Raw genomic sequence first — 15,638 nt, 5'->3', positions numbered from 1 at the left:
TGCTAGTCGCTGCGCGATGTCCTGCGGGCGACGTCCATCCGCGCGATCGCAAGCGACCGCGCCGTCCAGCCGGCTCCGCTACTATCGAGCCGCCAGCTGCCCTCGGGCGACTCATCGAACAGCAACAGACCGGCAGCGACGTCCGCAGCAAGCCCCTGCGGGAGGTCCACGGCGCAACCGAGCAGTGCTGTGATGTCGACATAGGGGTCGGGGTCGCGATCGATGCGCCGACCGACCCACAGTCGCGCTTCGATAAGGTCGTCTTCCCAGCCCCCGAAACGGATATCAAGACGCCAAGGGGCATGTTTTGGGCGGAGCGGGTCGACGAGTTCAGATTAAATGCTCTGTACCAGCGACCAGAACCGATGCCCCTGCAGCATTCGATGGTCGGAATCTAGGCGACGGCGGAAGTCGTCGAACGCGGCTTGCACTGCCGCAGGAATCTGCGGGTAGACCCCCGGACGTTCGAGCGCCTGCGTCAGAATGTAGGGCGTCGCTCGCTCTGACGCGGCGAGCTTGCGCAATATCCGCGCGAACGCGATGCGGTCTCGCCAATTCGGGAACGCGATGTTGACGGCGCGTCCGATCCGGTTGGCATTGCCGGGATCGGGAAGGCGGACGACCCGGGTCGGCTCGCCGTTAGCCGCGCGACGGTTGCACCAAAGGGCGAGTTCCTCCCACAATTGGTTCACCTTGGCGACGCCTCGAAAGCGCTCGCCACCGAGCAGAGTCCCAAGTCGGTCGCGGAAGTCATGGTTCTGACCGACCCCCTCCACGGTCGCCGACACCAGCGCGGTCAGCACCAGGTACCGGAAATATCCGTAGATCGGAGGCCGCTGGAACGCGCCGCGGCGCCCGGCCTAGTACCGCCCTCACATCACGCCGGGTAAAGATCGAGACGAACGCCTCCTGCACCGCGTCGTGTGAGATGTCCGTGAGGTCGGCAGCGACGGCGAGTTCGGCCGGTGTGGCGTCGATGTAGGTCAACGGGCTGCTGCCGAATGGTCCGTCGGCATGCAGGTAGTGCTCGGTGAGCAACCGTTCCCATTCGCGGGCGGTAGGAACGTCGGTCCGCCCTGCCGTCACATCAAGCACGTCCCCGCTCGCTTCCCGCCGAGCAGGCTCGACTGGTGCAGCTGTTGGTCGAGCGGGTCGAGATCGGAATGGATGGAATGACAGTTCGGCTGCGGATCGACGGCCTGTCGGGTGTTGCGAACGAGATGGCAACACGGGAGGCACTTGCGGCATGAGTGACGTTCCCGCTGACACGATCACCGTAGAGGTGCCGATCGCGTTCAAGCGGCGGCGGGGTCGGAAGCGGATCATTGCCCCGGATGGGACCGAGGTAGAATTGGGGCCCCCGTCGTCACCGCCGACGGGCGAGGTAGACAGCGCGCTCGTGAAGGCTATCGCGCGGGCGTATCGGTGGCAGCGAATGCTGGAGAGCGGGAAGTACGCGACGCTACGGGAGCTGGCTAAGGCGGAGCGGCTTGACGCCGCGTACGTCAGCCGTGTGCTGAGACTGACGCTTCTGGCCCCAGCACTGGTTGAGGATGCACTCGACGGCATGAGTAATGGGCTGGATCTGCGGGACCTGGCAAAACCGTTCCCAGCGAATTGGCGGGCGCAGGCACTATCTTCCGCCCGCCCAACAAACGTTGGTGAGCCGGTTGCAAAACGTTGGGTGTGCAAATCGCGTCCGGGGCGTGGCAATAGCTGCCGTAGCCGTGACCCGGACACCGTCCCTTGCGAAAGTTCAACGTCTGACAGAATAGACCTCCTTAAGGTAGTGTGCGCGCGACGATGTCGGCGAGCCGATTCGAGCGCCACGCCTACAAGGCGGCCATCGGCTTGGGCGTCAAAGAGTGCTTAGCCTCGAGGGCCGGCGATGCGCCCAAGGAACGGCCGCTGGTGGACGGCGTGCCCTATATTTGGGCGATATGCTTGCTAAGATAATGCCGCGCCCCCCAACCTGGGATCGGTGCCGGGGTCGGGATTTTGGCCATCCGAGGAGGCGTGGCGAGAAACTCGGAAGCGGGACGAGGACGTCACCGAAGCCGAAGTGCGTAGGGCACTTAACGCGCTCGATCCGTTGTGGGACGATCTGTTCCCGGCGATGATCTCGGGTTGCCGGAAGACGGCCCGGAGTTGATCGACCACCGCCGCTTCGATGTCACCGGCCGGCACCCGCCCGACCGCACAGGCGTCCGCCCCACGTTTCAGTTCCGACTGGCTGACGTAATACCGATAGAGCTTCGGCCCGCGCCGAGTGTGCGTGGGCGAGAACGCTGAGCCGTCCGGGCCGAACAGCAGGCCTCGCAGCAGAGCCGGTGTCTGCGCCCGCGTGTTCGACGCGCGCCGCCGCGGGCTGTCCTTCAGCACCGCGTCCACCTTGTCCCAAAGCGCGTGGTCGACGATCGCCTTGTGCTCGCGCGGATGGCTCACGCCTTTGTGGACTGCATCGCCGAGGTAGATTCTGTTGTTCAGCGTTTTGTAGATGAAGCCCTTGTCTATCGGGCTGCCGCGCTTCGTCGTAACGCCTTCTTCATGCAGCGCCTTCGCCAGCACCGTTGCCGAGCCGATCTCGACGAACCGCTCGAAGATCATCCGCACAGTCTTCGCCTCGGCCGGGTTCACCACGAGCTTGCGGTCCTTCACATCGTAGCCGAGCGGCGCCCAGCCGCCCATCCACATGCCCTTCGCCCGCGACGCCGCGAACTTGTCCCGGATGCGTTCGGCGGTCACCTCCCGCTCGAACTGGGCGAACGAGAGCAGAATGTTCAGCGTCAGCCGGCCCATCGAGGTCGTCGTGCTGAACGACTGCGTCACGGAGACGAAGGTGACGCCGTTCCGATCGAACACCTCGACGAGCTTGGCGAAGTCGGCCAGCGAGCGCGAGAGGCGGTCGATCTTGTAGACCACGACGACGTCGACAAGGCCTTGCTCGATGTCGGACAGGAGCCGCTTCAGCGCGGGCCGCTCCAGCGTCCCGCCGGAGATCTCGCCTTCGTCGTAGCGCTCGCGGACGAGGACCCAGCCCTCCGAGCGCTGGCTCGCGATATATGCCTCGCAGGCCTCCCGATGGGCGTGGAGCGAGTTGAACTCCTGCTCCAGTCCTTCCTCGGATGACTTGCGGGTGTAGACCGCACAGCGGCGCTTCGGTTTTGTTGCGTCCTTCATGCCGACCGCCGCTGGTTCTTGAGGCCGAAGAACACGCAGCCGTTCCAGCGCGTCCCCATGATCGCGCGGGCGATCGCCGAGAGCGACTTGTACGGCCGCCCTTGCCACTCGTAGCCCTCGGCGAGGACGGTCACGATGTGCTCGACGCCCTTCCACTCGCGCAGAAGCCTCGTTCCGGTGATCGGCTTGTCGCTGTAGTCGGCCCGTTTGCGGCTTTTGGTCCGATCGCCGCCGTCGAGCTCCTCGCCGAGCCGCTCCAAGCGCTTGATCGTCTCCGGATTCAGGCCCCCGTAGGCCAACTCTTAGATGCGGTACGCGAGCCGACTCTCGAGGTAGCGGCGGTTGAAGGCAGGCGGCTCGCTGTCGAAAAGCTCGCGCCACTGCTTCTTCAGCTCCGGCGTCGGGGCCGTCTTCAGCGCGGCGAGGCGCGCCGGGATGCTTTCGGTCTGGCTCATGCGGTTCTCCGGTCAAGACGGTTCGCATGTACGCTCTCGGCGGGCGAGAAGTGAAGGCCAATTTCTCCTTTGTCTGCATGTGGTTGGGTATTCCGCTGACGCAGGCGAACGACGCCGCGCGCGAGGATGGTGCAGACTTCGCGACGTCGCTCGGCGGCGGTTATGCGGTCGGGAGGGAGAGGGTTCGGTGCTCGGTTCACAGGGCGGCCTCGTGATCGGGTGCCCTCTTCCTCTACTCATGGACGCACGAAAACGTCCCACTCCCGCGGAGGGTGTGGATTGCGGCTAGGCTCGGACTCGACTCATGGTTGCTGCCCTAGGTAGAACATAATTGGAACAAACGAGTGTGTTTCAGAGGGTCCAGTATGGCTTCGGACGTTCAGAAGTTCACGAGCAAGGGCTTCGTCGCCAACATCGATCTCGACCTGATGCGCGCGCTGTTCGTCCGGCATTTCGCCGACGGCGACAGCCCGATCGCGTCCGACGGCGATCCAGCAGAAGTGCGCGCTGCACTGACGGCGTACTTCCACGCGCCGGTCACTGACTGGTCGGAGGGAATGATAGCGGACCTGCACCGGGTGAAGGAGCTGGGCAAGGAGAGCGGCCTGCAGCTTATCCTCGGCGAGGCGCGCCGGCAGGGCGTCGTGCTCTATTCGGAGGCGGAGCAGGCTGACGATGAGCCGACGACGGAGTATGAGCCAAGGACGTCGCGCTGCACGTCTACCTCAACCATCCGAGCATCTTCGAGGCCGCCGCCGACTTCCAGGCGCTTCGTGCGCCGACGGCTATGGCCGAGTTTCGCGGTCCCGATCGTGACGTCGACGCCGAGCTGACCGAAGAGACGACGGACGACCTGAAGTCCGCGATCCGGAGGCTCCTCGCGGAAGACCTTCATGGCGACTTCTGCCGGATCACGCCCTACGAGGACTACGACGAGATCAGCGTGGTGGTGAGCCACGGCGCGCCGATCAAGACGATGCCGATAGTCGCCGGCGACCGGGAAGAGGTCATCCCCATCCAGGCGATGAAGTACGCGACGCTGCGCTACTCCGCCTCCGAAGGCCCGCTGCGGATCGGCGGTGTTGCGAAGGCCCGCCAGTCCGACGTCGCTGAAGCATTCGCCATGCACATTCTCGGGCGGCCGGGGTTCTTCGCCGGCAAGGACGCGCGGGACCTCTACACCCTGGACGCGATCGCCACAGTCGGGCCCGACTTCACGTTCGAGCATGGCTTTGACGAGCGGATCAGGGAGGTTCGCATCGTCGCGGCGACGGCGCTCCTCTACGAACGCGATGAGGACGAGCAGCGGTTCAAATTCGTCCGAAGCCTCGAGTCGAAGGACGCGTCCGGCTCGTCGGCCCTCCAGCATCTTCGGAGCGCTGGTGTGAGGCTCGGGCGCGCCTGGCGGCTTGGCGAGATCACGTTCTGGGTGTTCTTCGACGTCAGGCCAAGCGACCGGCCCAGGTCACCGTCCGGCTCAAGCCGCCGGGGACGCTCGCCTTCCGCCGCACCCGGTTCGAGAAGGCGATCCACGTGCTCGTGGCCCGCAACGGTCTGGAGGTCAACCGCGATGCTCTCCTTCTTGTGGAAGCGGCTGAGTGAGGTCGGGCCGCAGGTCTCCGGCCGAGCGCTCCGACGCTTCCCGGATGGCGAGGTCGAACGACTTCTCCGGGTGCGAGTCCTGATCGAGCACCGCCGCGCCGACACTTGGCCGGTCTGTACTCACTGCGACTGCGGGCTCGACGCCCGCCCGATCCGAACGGTGGGCGACGCACTGCGCGCCTGCTGTCCTTACGACCCGGATGAGGATGAGGTGCTTGCCGGCGGTGACGTGCGACGCTTTGCGATCGAACCCGATCGGCTTGCCCGCGCGATCGCGGCGTCGGGCGGTCTGATCGGCGGCGTCAGTACTGTCGATGAGGGTATCTGGCTCCTCGGCAGGACGCCGGCCGGTCGTGCGGTCGTGGCCTGCCTCGATACGCAACTCCTGTTTGGGCCCGGGACGGCATTGGCACTCAAGTCCGTCGCCGCCGGGGACCCTGTGTCGGTCCTCGCCACTGAGTGCGGGCCGGCTGACGGGCTCTGGCTCACCGAAATGGGGTTCGCTGCGCACGCCCTCGTCGACGTAATGGAGCGGGAGGAGGCGGACGTTGAGCGGCTTCGCGTCGAGCGCTTGTCGCCGACCGCTGGACCCACGCGCCTCGTGCTTGACCTTATTGCATCTGCGATCACGTTCGACGGCCAGGTGATCGATCTGCCACCGCAGATGTTCTCCGCTTTCCGGATGCTGGCCGAGCAAGTCGATCAGCGCGATCCCGTCCTACGCAGTCAGGAGACCGAGCATCGCTTTGACCGCGAGGCCCGTGGTGTGATGCGCGATCTGCGGAAGGCGATCGCGCGGTGTCTTTCTTCGGAAGATGCCGACAGACTCGTCGAGACCGTCCGCAATCGCGGCTACCGCGTCGGCTTGGACCCGTCGGAAATGATCCTTACGCGCTGAGCGCCGGAGCACACAAACCTCACACACAAAGCACACGCGAAACACACCTGCGGCGGCGGGCGAGCGGGCACCTTCTCGGTCAACAGCAACGACCGAGGCCCGCTCATGGACCGAGCTCTCTCCCCGGACGACCTTCACCTCGTGATGCACGAGGCGGACGCCGCCGCGCGCCGGCTGCACCGCAAGCTGCGCCTTCCGGCGGCCAACCTCGACGACCTTCGCCAGGACCTTCTCACCGACCTGATCGGCCGGCTGCCGGGCTTCGACCGTGAGCGCGGCAACCTCGGCGCGTTCGCCGGCCTGGTGATGCGCAACCGGTCGGTGCGGATCGCGGAGAATGTCGCGCGCCAGCGGCGCTTCACGGCCGGAGGGCCGCTGTCCCTCGACGCTCCGGTCGCCGACGGGGCCTCCCTCGCCGATCAACTCTCGGGATCGGACGGGCTCGCCGCCTGGCACGGTCAGCGGGTCGACCACTTCGAGCAGGTTGACCGTCGCCTCGACGTCGAACGTGCAGTCGCCGGCATCGACAGACCGTCCGCTCTGCGTTGCGCTTGCTGACAGGTCAGTCGATCAGCTGGCGAACGCCGGCGTCGGCGCCCGCACCACCCTCTACCGGCGCCTCCGCGACCTCCGGATGATCCACGCCGCCGAGGGCCTGCTGCCCCGGTGGGACGCTTTTCGAGCTGCGTGAGTAGAGGCTCGTCATGGCACCTTCAAACATCCTCCACTTCACCCGGCCCGCCGCGCCGCTCACCGAGATCGAGCTGTGCGCCTCGATCGGCCAGGCCGCGCCCGGCGCGGCGCTCGAATACCACCGAGGGTTTCTCGCGCTGGGCACAGTGGCGGCCGCCTCGCGGCTGCCGAACGACCAGCGCGAAGAGCTCCTGCGCATGGCCCGCCGCGCGATGTGGGCGTCCGAGAAGGGCCAGGCTGTAGGCGAACGTCAGCTCCGCGGGGGTGCCGTTGATCGCCTAGTTCAGCAGCGTCTGGTCGGCGAAGCGGATGTCGATGCGGCCGGTGAGGGCGGCGATAGACGGGTCCGCGCCGTCGATGCGGCCGTCCGCCCGGATCGTCTCGATGCGATCGAGCTTGTTGGCGTACGTCACCTCAGCCGAGACGACGTTGCCGAGCGCCGAACCGTCGCGGCTGATCGAGCCGGCGAAGTGGCCGAACCGCTTCAGCGACCAATCGGACGGCGTGCCGGCGCCGGTAGTCGAGGCGACCGCCTCGCCCTGCGCGATCAGGCCGACCGTTGCGGTGAGGAGCCCCGATCGCTGCATCTGCCAGCTGATCCGATCGACGACGCAGCGGAAGCCATCGCGAAGTGCGGTACGTCCGGCATCGCTGTCTCGATCGCCATCGAGGGCAGCGTCCATGATCCCGAGCGGAAATCGTGGGTGTAGGGTCCGCTACCGGTCGTCGTCGGGCTGCCGAACGCGCTCTTCAGCCAGACGCCCCAGGGCTCCGCGTCGATCGGCACGACAACATCGCCATCGGCTGTGACCGCGTCCTTCACCGGCGCGAGCGGGTCGCGGCCGTAGCCGAAGAGCTCGGAGTCGAGCAACGGCTGCTCCGAGCCGATCGTCGAGCTCGCGAACGGCATGCGGTGGAAGCCGCTTTCCGGGGCGGTGCCGAAGACGCTCTCGAACGCGAGCGCCATCTGCGCCCGCGCTCCAATCGCGCGTGCCATAGCGTGTTCCTGTCGTTGTCGGGATCAGGCCAACGGGTCTGCCGTGGAGTAGGTCAGCGTGATCGGGACGATCGCCGCCTTCAGTGTTGCCGCGCCCTCGACGGGAAGGTCGACCGGCTGCGGTGCGCTCGCCTCGATCCAGTCGCAGAGGCCGCCGAGCGTGCGGTCTGCGGCGATCGCGGTGCCGATTGCGGCGAGAAGATCGTCGAGCGCTGCGTCCCGGTCAGCCGGCTGCCGCGGCGCGACGATCGCCTCGACCTCCGCCCGGTGCTCGTAGTGGTACCGCCGCGGCGACAGCGTGATCTCAGGATCCCCCGGATCATCGTCGCGGAGGATCAGGAGCCCGTCCGACGGCACACGTTCGGGCAGGACCTCGCCGCGGAGCACCGTGGCAGACGGGATCGTCTGCAGCCTGCCCAACAGCGCAACCAAAGCGATCTCCCGGAAGCTGGCCATCGGAGTCAGAACCGAACGCTATTAAGGCTTTGCGGCAATCTTGGCCGAAGGCATCCGCCTCGCCACGCGACACCTTGATCCGATCGCCGATCGCTGCTGTAGCGTTCGACGCAAGAACGGATTTGCCGCGTAGCAACATGCAATCGAGGGCTCACATGGTGATGCGTTACGCGTATCGCTCCGGCCTACGATGGCTGGGTACGCTGCTCTATACCTGCTATCTTGCTGGTGGAATACTCGGTTCCGCTGCAGCGGAGGCGACTTCGTCATCCGACGCTCGTTGTGAGACGAGTTGTCCGGGCCAATCGATCAAGGCGACGCTGAGCGATTCGAAGCATTCACTCAGAACTACCTTAAGAATCATCCGCACACGGACTATGAGTATGCGGAATTCGGTGATTTCACTCTCTGCCTAGAAGGGCCTAGCGGCAACTATGCAGATAGAATGAGCATTGCGAGTTCGTATTCGAGAATGGTATTAAGACGAGAAGTTCTTCTTCGTAAGTTATGCTACAGCATCTGCGCCCTTATATTCATGGCTGGACGGTCCAGTGGGAGCGAGTTTGATCATCCCCATCGAACAATGGATATACGTCGACGATCGGATTCCATGCCCCTTATCTCGCCCTGGACGGAACTCGGACCTTCAGTGCGGCCGAAGTAGATTTAACTGCTGCTCTCCAAAACGCCATCATCGGTAATTTTATATCGATGATGGCGCAGCAGACGTTCGAGAGCTACAAACCAATCATCAGCATGACCCTTCTTCAGCAGATACTGCTCATGGGTCCTGACGAATTCGAGATAGTCGACACCGTTGAAGAGATTGCGCTTTGGGGCATCAACCTCGAAGGGGTGGCGGGAAGCTTCGCGCTCTGAGCGAGACATGCTTCAGCTATGCGAGAACTTCTCCAGTTGGTACCGCGACGTACGCGCCAGCCGTGACGAGCCGTATCCGAGGGAGCTACCGAGCATCTCGGGCAACCTCTACGGGAAATCAGCCGAGTTCAAAATCGCAACCTTGACCGATCTCACCGGTGCACATTGCCGGGTCGAGAAGCATCATACGGCCGATCGACCGACCATTGCATTGTGTCTATACGACAACGATCGTGGGCGTGACTATCGGCGATTGCCCAGCAGAGGGTACTGCTACGTACCTACCCCACCTATTTCGCACTCCCCCCATCAACTGCACTGAACCAGCTGAATACAGCTCTGCGACAAAAACCTTCGTTCCGCCCCCTATTCACGGGTGTGCGCGATCAGAAACTATGCATCACTGCGAGTGGTAAATTAAACCTACGTGATCGATAATGTTGAGGGAGAAATTGTCGATCAGCTGGAGGCTGACAGCTGCACGCTCATTTTGGTGCACGATTGCAACGGGTTGTGGTGCTACGTTCGAACTGACAAAGATCGCTACGGATACGTGCACTCCGACTATGTTCGGCTACGGTAGAGCGGTCGGCGAACGCTGTTAGCGGAATCGGGGTGCGAGCCGATCAAGTCAAACGACCATCTACCCAGTAGGAGACGATCGTACCCGGCAACGACGCCTCGGTCGCTCGCGCATCGCGATCCAGATCCAGCCGCTTCGGCAGCCGAACCTGCGGCACGAGCAGGAAGATCGGTGCGGACGATCGGCCGGCGAGCCGGCTGTAGGTCGTCCCGTCCTTCCGTCGCGTGACGTTCGAACGGATACGGCCTGACTTGGAGATCCGGACGTTGTCCGCAACGAGCAGGCTCGGCCCGTAGCGCCGCCGCACCATGCGCAGGCTGGTGCCGGTGCGTCGCTCCCAGATCGCGGGTGTCAGGGGACCACGCCGGATGCGCTCGCGTGCCACCGGCAGCGGAACCGCGAGCCACAGACCGGACCTCGGCCTGATCAGCGCGCCCTGATCGTGTGCGCCGACAATGACCGGCGCCTTCGACCAGACGAGCGCGGCGGCGCGGATGCTGGTGCCCTGCTTCGGATAGCGCTCGCTGCGGATCGTGTTGCCGAGCCTTGGGCCGAGGTCCGCTCCGACCACTTGCGCCCGCCAGTTGCCCTTCAGTCGGACGCCCACCTCGCTGACACCGGTGGTGACCGCGCGCTCGGCCGCTTCAATCTCCTCCGCCATGAGCGTCGCGAGATCGGGAACGACCTTCAGATCGAGCATCATGCCCGCCGAAGCTCCACCGTCCAGACGAGCCGCTCGCGATCGCGGATAGGCTCGCCCTGGATGACGAACGCTTCGCCGTCGATCTCGAAGGCGTCGCCGGGGCGCGGCTCCGCGACCTCGCTGACGCGGACATCCAGCCGGATCGTCTCGGACCAGACCCGTGCGTCGCCGAACTTGCGGGTCCAGGAAGGATACCGCGTGATCGCCCGGCGGCTCGATCCTGTAGGGCTTATCTACCTCTGGCCGAAGACGAACTGATCGGGCAAACCTTGGACCGATACAGGCGCGCTTGGGCGGGACGGGAGGCGGCAAGAGAGATGCGGAGACGAGGCTCGACGAGACGGCGCAGTGGCTGAACTGCGTACGGCCCGCGGGCCTCGTCGTGGGTGCCAACGTCCTTCGCGAGACTCTCGGCACGCCGCCGCTCCAGGCCGCCGCCGAGACCGAGGAGGCGGCGGACGCGCTTGGTCTCTCCGAAAAGGGGACACGCCGGCGGCGTCACGAGCCGCGGCGGGACGACTAATTCGTCCTCGCCGACCCGTGGCCCCTATCCCGCGACGTTCTCGGCTGGCCGGCGAGCCACGTCGCCGATGCGCCGGGGCCGGCGCTTCCCGCGATCACCGTCCCCCTGCCCGAGCACGGCATCAGCCTCGCGCCCAAATGGGCCGCCCTGTGGCGGGACGAGCCGGAGGGGGGCGTTCCCGCCCAGGCGCTCGTGATGCTCGACCCCGCGATCGGCGGGGACGAGGGCGACAACCATGCACGGCGAAACGCCCGTGTATCGTCCGCCCGAGCGCTTCGCGACCTTCCCCTTCCCGAGGGGGCTACAAGACCGACCCCGCGCTGTAGGAGGCCGGGCGCGCCTACCACGACCACCGCGCCGCCCTCATGGTCGAAGCGAGCGAGGGCATGACCAGGACCTACAACCGCTTCTACAAAGAGGCGAGACGTCCGCCCCGATCGCCCGCCTGTGTGAGCTCAACGACGTGATGGACCGCGCCGTCTTCACCGCCTACGGCTGGCACGACCTCGGCGAAACGGTCCGCCCCGAGTTCCTCATGGAGGAGACGGAGGACGACCACACCTACCAGGGCCCCTATTCTGGCCGTCCGACACCCGCGACGAGGTCCTCGCCCGCCTCCTCAAGCTGAACGCGGAGCGCCACGCCGAGGAGGTCGAGGCAAGAAGGCAAGGCAAGTCGCTGGCCGCGGAGTAGACGCCAAACCCAACCACGCCCTACAGTTGCGACAATGCGCATCCATGCGCGATGAGGCCATGATCAGGACGCTCACGGAGGCGGATCTCGGAAAGGACCGCCGCATCCGCCTGCTTACGGACGGGGCCGCCTTCATCGGCCTCGTGATCATCAAGGGCAAGGAGGCCGGCCGTCTCCACGGCGAGAGCGCAGACGACGTCTGGCGCAGCCTCCACGACGAGGCGGCCCGCCACCTCCCCGGCTTCCACGGATGGGACGGAGCCCGCACCCGCTTCACCCGCCTCTTTCCGAACGGCTTTGCGGACCCGAGCTTCCATGAGCGGGAGCGCAACTACAAGGACCAGGCCCGCCGCCTGCTCCTGAGCACTGCGCCGGTGGAGAGGGCTGCAGCGGCAAGCGGCCTCGGCGCTGCCGTCGCCAAGGCCTTCCAAGCAACCAACCTCCTCGCCTCCTTCGAGATGATGCGGATCGGCCCTCTGCTGAAGGGCGAGGACGCCGACGACGTCATTCAATCCGCCGCCCGCTTCACCCTCGATCCATCGCCCACGACGATGGGTCGCCTCGCCCAGTCCCTGAAGCGGGCCGACGCTGCGAAGTGGCCGCCCGCAACGTACCTTCCGTTCCTCTGGCAGCCTGATCGGCACATGTTCCTAAAGCCGCAAGTAACGAAAATTTTCGCCGAGCGCGTGGGCCATCCCTTCGCCGACGTCTACGAACCGTTCCCGGATTGGGCCACATACGAGAGCCTGCTGGATCTCACAGCCCGCATGCGGGACGAGTTCGTCGCCTTCGCTCCGGCCGACAATGTCGACCTGCAAAGCGCCCTTTGGGCCATCAGCGAATACGAGGACGACCCGGCCGAATGACGGACGACGACGGAGAGCACTTCGACACGGCAACCGTGATCTCATCGCCGGCCCGCTGCCTGATCGAGACGCTGACCTGCAACGCGAGGGCCTATCGGGTGTGAACCCGTCCAACTGGTACCCCACCGGCTTCATCGCCCCCTCCGAGGACGCCCCCGACGCCTCCGGTGCGATCCCTGCGGACCGCGACCGTGCCGAGGAGGAGGAGGCCGACCGCGAGGTCGACGAGGAGCGTGCACCGAGGCCCTGGAACAGGGGGGCACCTCAAAGAACCCGGGCGACGACGAGGGCCGCGACCGAGCGCGTCGCTCGCCAGTTCGTCCCGTCCTCCATCGGCCTGACCGTCCGCTTCCCTCGGCGCATGACGCGCATGGAGGCCGACGTCACCTAGGGCGACTACGTCTCCGAGCCGCGCATAGACCGCATCCTCCTCCCCGAGGCGACCCGCGAGAAGGGCGACGAGGTCGCCGAGCGCCCGCTCCGTCCGCCCTCGACTGGCGCCGCATCCCGTCGGAAAAGACGGTTCCGATCGACCTCGGTCGGGCCGGCAACACGAAGACCGCCTCGTGCCCAACAGCGCCGCGCTGCAGCGTCCGGGCGGCGGCCTCGTCGTTGCCGTCTCGGAACGCGAGACCCGCACGGCCGAGATCGACGGCGTTGCCTGGGAACTCCGTGTCGTCTCCGTCTTCCTTGTCAACAAGCGCCACCACGCCTACCGCCGCTATGGCGACGTCGCCTACGCCTTCCAGCCGCGCGTCGAGTTGATCTGCGATGAGGGCTTCGCCCCGGCGACGACCGCTCCACCTACCACTCTGACGATTCCGACGAGCGCCTCGCCGACCTCCACTACCGCGACGATTGCTCCTACGCCGTCGGCCACAACGTCTCCGGCGACTGGGAGGACCCTATGGACGGCACGGTTCGCCGCGTGTGGACCAACCGCTCCCCGCGCTGGACGTGGACAAGATCGAGCCCGGCCTGAAGCCCCCGGGCGTCACGCTCGAGATGGAGACCCTCGCCGAGGCTGCTGCCGACCCCGCCCGCCTCCGTGGCGCCCTCGAGGAGCTCCCCCGCCAGTACGGCGAGGCGTTCGGCCTTATGAACCGCGCCATCGCGCTTTCCCAGCGGCGCCGGACTGCGATCATCGCGAACACGACGCCGGAGAAGGCGCGCACGCCGGCTTGGCGCGCTTTCCAGCTCGCTTTCGTCCTCCTCAACCTCGATAGCCTTGCCGACCGGAAGCATCCAAACCGCAAGATCGTCGACCTGCTCGTCTTCCCCACCGGCGGCAGCAAGTCGGCTAGCTCGCCCGCGCCGCCGGGCTCATCTGCGCCCTCGATGTCCTGCGTCGCGAGACCGGCAGGCTCGGCGACTGGCCCATCGAGATCGGCCTGTGGGTCGGTGGCGCCGCCGCGCCGAACACCATTGGCACAAGGAAGAGCGACAAGGGCTCGCTCCACGAGTGGCACCAGAAGTTCATGCAGCGGAAGGTCCCGCCGCCGGTTCCCGTGTGACGTTGCCCCCAACTTCTATCCAGCGGCGGCTGGAATTCGGCGGTTAACGTCGGTAGGCGGGGCAAACCAAACCTGTCGAGGTTGGACAGGTCGTGAGAGCGACGCGGGCGCAGGATTGCTGCGGCGTAGTCGTTCGGGGTGAGCCGGCCGAGACGCGAATGCGGCCGCGTCGTGTTGTAGTCGGCGCGCCACGCAGCCAGCACGGCACGGGCATGGGGGAGCGAGCAGAACAGGCCCTCGTTCAAGAGCTCGTCTCGCAGGCGGCCGTTGAAGCTTTCGATGAAGGCGTTCTGGATCGGCTTTCCGGGCGCAATGGAGTGCCAGGCGACCCGACGCTCGTCGGCCCGTGAGAGGATCGCGTTCGCGGTCAGCTCGGTGCCGTTGTCGCTGACGATCGTCGTCGGCCGGCCGCGTTCGGCAACGAGCTGGTCGAGCTCGCGGGCAACCCGCACGCCGCAAAGCGAGGTGTCGGCGACCAGCGCCAGGCACCTCGCGGGTGCGATCGTCGACGACGGTCAGGATGCGCAGGCGCCTGCCGCAGGCGAGCTGGTCGGACACAAAGTCGAGCGACCAGCGCTCGTTCGGCCGGAGCGGCACGGCGAGCGGGGCTCGCGTCCCGACTGCCCTCTTGCGGCCGCCGCGCTTGCGCACCGTGAGGCGTTCCTCGCGGTAGAGCCGGAAGAGGCGCTTGTGGTTCAAGGCATAGCCTTCGCGCCGCAGCAGCACGTGCAGCCGCCGATAGCCGAACCGCCGTCGCTCGTGCGCCAGCGCTCTCAACCGTTCGCGCAGCTGACCGTCGGGCCGCCGCACCGAACGGTAACGGACCGTCATCCGGCTCGCGCCCACCACCGTGCACGCCCGCCGCTCGCTCATCTTGAACGTCGCTCGAAGAAGCGCGACAGCCTCTCGCTTCGCAGCGGGCGTCACCATCTTTTCCCAAGAGATCCTTCAGCGCCGAGTTGTCGAGCATCGCTTCGGCGAGCAGCCGCTTCAGCTTCGCGTTCTCCTCCGCGAGCCCGCGCAGCCGCTTCAGCTTCGCTCACGTCCATCCCGCCGTACTTCGACTTCCAGGCGTCGAACGTCGCATCGCTCATGCCGTGACTGCGGCACGACTCGGCGACCTTCGCTCCCGCCGCACGCTCCTTCAGCACGCCGGTGATCTGCTCTTGCGTGAACCTGCTGCGCTTCATGCGTTCGGTCCTCTCTGGGCCGAACTCCACTTCGCCCTGGATCAGGCGCCGGGGGCAACGTCACTGATGACTTACGGAGCTTCCGTATCGAGCGCGAGGCGCTGGTACGAGGGATCGCCCTTGCGAGTGGCCTCGGCGAACCGTCTCTGGGTGGCGTATGGACATCGAAGAGACAGCGGTCGGACGACACATCGCGATCGTACTGTTTCGCCGATCTATAGGGGAGGAGCTGGTTCCCCTTGCAATGTAGCGTATGGGTCGGGCAGCCGATGGCGCTCCGTGGGCCCAGAACTGTCGGCCGTGGAACTCGTCCGCTTGGAGGTGGCTGGTGGCGCGGTGCGTGCGAAGGAGATCGTTAGTTCGGTTCCGTCGCCAGGATAGAATATGGGGCTTCCGAAGGCCGTTA

Annotated in this window: 17 protein-coding genes and 2 pseudogenes; 8 read left to right on the top strand and 11 right to left on the bottom strand. The window is 65.9% G+C overall.

Translation table 11 applies throughout. The features are described 5' to 3' along the window. Positions 1-335: 335 nt before the first annotated feature. The 3 genes and pseudogenes from ACOOE8_RS07705 to ACOOE8_RS07695 all read right to left on the bottom strand — a co-directional run bounded on the left by ACOOE8_RS07705 (position 336) and on the right by ACOOE8_RS07695 (position 3,635). Positions 336-803, bottom strand: coding sequence for a hypothetical protein (locus ACOOE8_RS07705; protein WP_420394240.1), 468 nt, complete (start codon positions 801-803; stop codon positions 336-338). Between the two features lie 1,144 nt (positions 804-1,947). Then, a complete protein-coding gene (locus ACOOE8_RS07700) occupies positions 1,948-3,180 on the bottom strand; it encodes a recombinase family protein (RefSeq protein ID WP_420394239.1) in 1,233 nt (410 codons plus the stop codon). Then, positions 3,177-3,635 (bottom strand): annotated as a pseudogene (locus ACOOE8_RS07695) (DUF2924 domain-containing protein). Before ACOOE8_RS07695 ends, ACOOE8_RS07700 begins: the two are co-directional and overlap by 4 nt. A 365-nt stretch (positions 3,636-4,000) precedes the next feature. Here ACOOE8_RS07695 and ACOOE8_RS07690 point away from each other — a divergent pair. From ACOOE8_RS07690 to ACOOE8_RS07680, 3 genes are all read left to right on the top strand, one after another. Further along, complete coding sequence (locus ACOOE8_RS07690) at positions 4,001-4,468, top strand: hypothetical protein (RefSeq protein ID WP_420394238.1); 468 nt, start codon at positions 4,001-4,003, stop codon at positions 4,466-4,468. Next, positions 4,423-6,135 (top strand): hypothetical protein, encoded by a 1,713-nt coding sequence (locus ACOOE8_RS07685; protein ID WP_420394237.1) that lies wholly within the window; start codon positions 4,423-4,425, stop codon positions 6,133-6,135. Before ACOOE8_RS07690 ends, ACOOE8_RS07685 begins: the two co-directional genes overlap by 46 nt. 105 nt (positions 6,136-6,240) lie before the next feature. Continuing rightward, positions 6,241-6,693 (top strand): hypothetical protein, encoded by a 453-nt coding sequence (locus ACOOE8_RS07680; protein ID WP_420394236.1) that lies wholly within the window; start codon positions 6,241-6,243, stop codon positions 6,691-6,693. 4 nt (positions 6,694-6,697) lie between these two features. Here the strand turns inward: ACOOE8_RS07680 and ACOOE8_RS07675 are convergent, their stop codons facing one another. From ACOOE8_RS07675 to ACOOE8_RS07660, 4 genes are all read right to left on the bottom strand, one after another. After that, positions 6,698-6,841 carry a hypothetical protein gene (locus ACOOE8_RS07675; RefSeq protein ID WP_420394235.1) on the bottom strand — a complete coding sequence of 48 codons (144 nt, stop codon included), beginning with the start codon at positions 6,839-6,841 and terminating at the stop codon, positions 6,698-6,700. 265 nt (positions 6,842-7,106) lie between these two features. Next, positions 7,107-7,415 (bottom strand): phage tail tube protein, encoded by a 309-nt coding sequence (locus ACOOE8_RS07670; RefSeq protein ID WP_420394234.1) that lies wholly within the window; start codon positions 7,413-7,415, stop codon positions 7,107-7,109. Then, complete coding sequence (locus tag ACOOE8_RS07665) at positions 7,376-7,795, bottom strand: phage tail tube protein (protein ID WP_420394233.1); 420 nt, start codon at positions 7,793-7,795, stop codon at positions 7,376-7,378. Before ACOOE8_RS07665 ends, ACOOE8_RS07670 begins: the two co-directional genes overlap by 40 nt. A 54-nt stretch (positions 7,796-7,849) precedes the next feature. Then, the gene (locus ACOOE8_RS07660) at positions 7,850-8,257 is read right to left on the bottom strand and encodes a hypothetical protein (RefSeq protein WP_420394232.1); all 408 of its coding nucleotides are present in this window, start codon (positions 8,255-8,257) and stop codon (positions 7,850-7,852) included. A gap of 735 nt (positions 8,258-8,992) precedes the next feature. Between ACOOE8_RS07660 and ACOOE8_RS07655 the strand changes: the two genes are divergently transcribed. Further along, positions 8,993-9,160 carry a hypothetical protein gene (locus ACOOE8_RS07655; RefSeq protein WP_420394231.1) on the top strand — a complete coding sequence of 56 codons (168 nt, stop codon included), beginning with the start codon at positions 8,993-8,995 and terminating at the stop codon, positions 9,158-9,160. Positions 9,161-9,786: 626 nt separating this feature from the next. Here the strand turns inward: ACOOE8_RS07655 and ACOOE8_RS07650 are convergent. Then, a complete protein-coding gene (locus ACOOE8_RS07650; RefSeq protein WP_420394230.1) occupies positions 9,787-10,446 on the bottom strand; it encodes a DUF6441 family protein in 660 nt (219 codons plus the stop codon). Beyond that, positions 10,443-10,649: a head-tail joining protein gene (locus tag ACOOE8_RS07645; protein ID WP_420394658.1), complete on the bottom strand. Its 207-nt coding sequence runs from the start codon at positions 10,647-10,649 to the stop codon at positions 10,443-10,445. Before ACOOE8_RS07645 ends, ACOOE8_RS07650 begins: the two co-directional genes overlap by 4 nt. An 86-nt stretch (positions 10,650-10,735) precedes the next feature. Here ACOOE8_RS07645 and ACOOE8_RS07640 point away from each other — a divergent pair, with 86 nt between their 5' ends. The 4 genes from ACOOE8_RS07640 to ACOOE8_RS07625 all read left to right on the top strand — a co-directional run bounded on the left by ACOOE8_RS07640 (position 10,736) and on the right by ACOOE8_RS07625 (position 12,919). Further along, the gene (locus ACOOE8_RS07640; RefSeq protein ID WP_420394229.1) at positions 10,736-10,969 is read left to right on the top strand and encodes a hypothetical protein; all 234 of its coding nucleotides are present in this window, start codon (positions 10,736-10,738) and stop codon (positions 10,967-10,969) included. A 466-nt stretch (positions 10,970-11,435) separates the two neighbouring features. Further along, on the top strand, positions 11,436-11,597 hold the full coding sequence (locus ACOOE8_RS07635; protein ID WP_420394228.1) for a hypothetical protein: 162 nt from the start codon (positions 11,436-11,438) through the stop codon (positions 11,595-11,597). 124 nt (positions 11,598-11,721) lie between these two features. Beyond that, positions 11,722-12,528 (top strand): hypothetical protein, encoded by an 807-nt coding sequence (locus tag ACOOE8_RS07630; RefSeq protein WP_420394227.1) that lies wholly within the window; start codon positions 11,722-11,724, stop codon positions 12,526-12,528. A 100-nt stretch (positions 12,529-12,628) separates the two neighbouring features. Further along, on the top strand, positions 12,629-12,919 hold the full coding sequence (locus ACOOE8_RS07625) for a hypothetical protein (RefSeq protein ID WP_420394226.1): 291 nt from the start codon (positions 12,629-12,631) through the stop codon (positions 12,917-12,919). A 909-nt stretch (positions 12,920-13,828) separates the two neighbouring features. Here the strand turns inward: ACOOE8_RS07625 and ACOOE8_RS07620 are convergent. Both ACOOE8_RS07620 and ACOOE8_RS07615 read right to left on the bottom strand, forming a co-directional pair. Continuing rightward, the gene (locus ACOOE8_RS07620; RefSeq protein ID WP_420394225.1) at positions 13,829-13,975 is read right to left on the bottom strand and encodes a hypothetical protein; all 147 of its coding nucleotides are present in this window, start codon (positions 13,973-13,975) and stop codon (positions 13,829-13,831) included. An 82-nt stretch (positions 13,976-14,057) separates the two neighbouring features. Then, positions 14,058-15,232, bottom strand: a pseudogene (locus tag ACOOE8_RS07615) (IS3 family transposase). Between the last annotated feature and the right edge of the window lie 406 nt (positions 15,233-15,638).

The organism is Acuticoccus sp., assembly GCF_965213555.1.
Taxonomy (GTDB): domain Bacteria; phylum Pseudomonadota; class Alphaproteobacteria; order Rhizobiales; family Amorphaceae; genus Acuticoccus.
The sequence above is the reverse complement of the archived record's forward strand: the minus strand, read 5'-3'. Positions and strand labels throughout refer to the sequence as shown.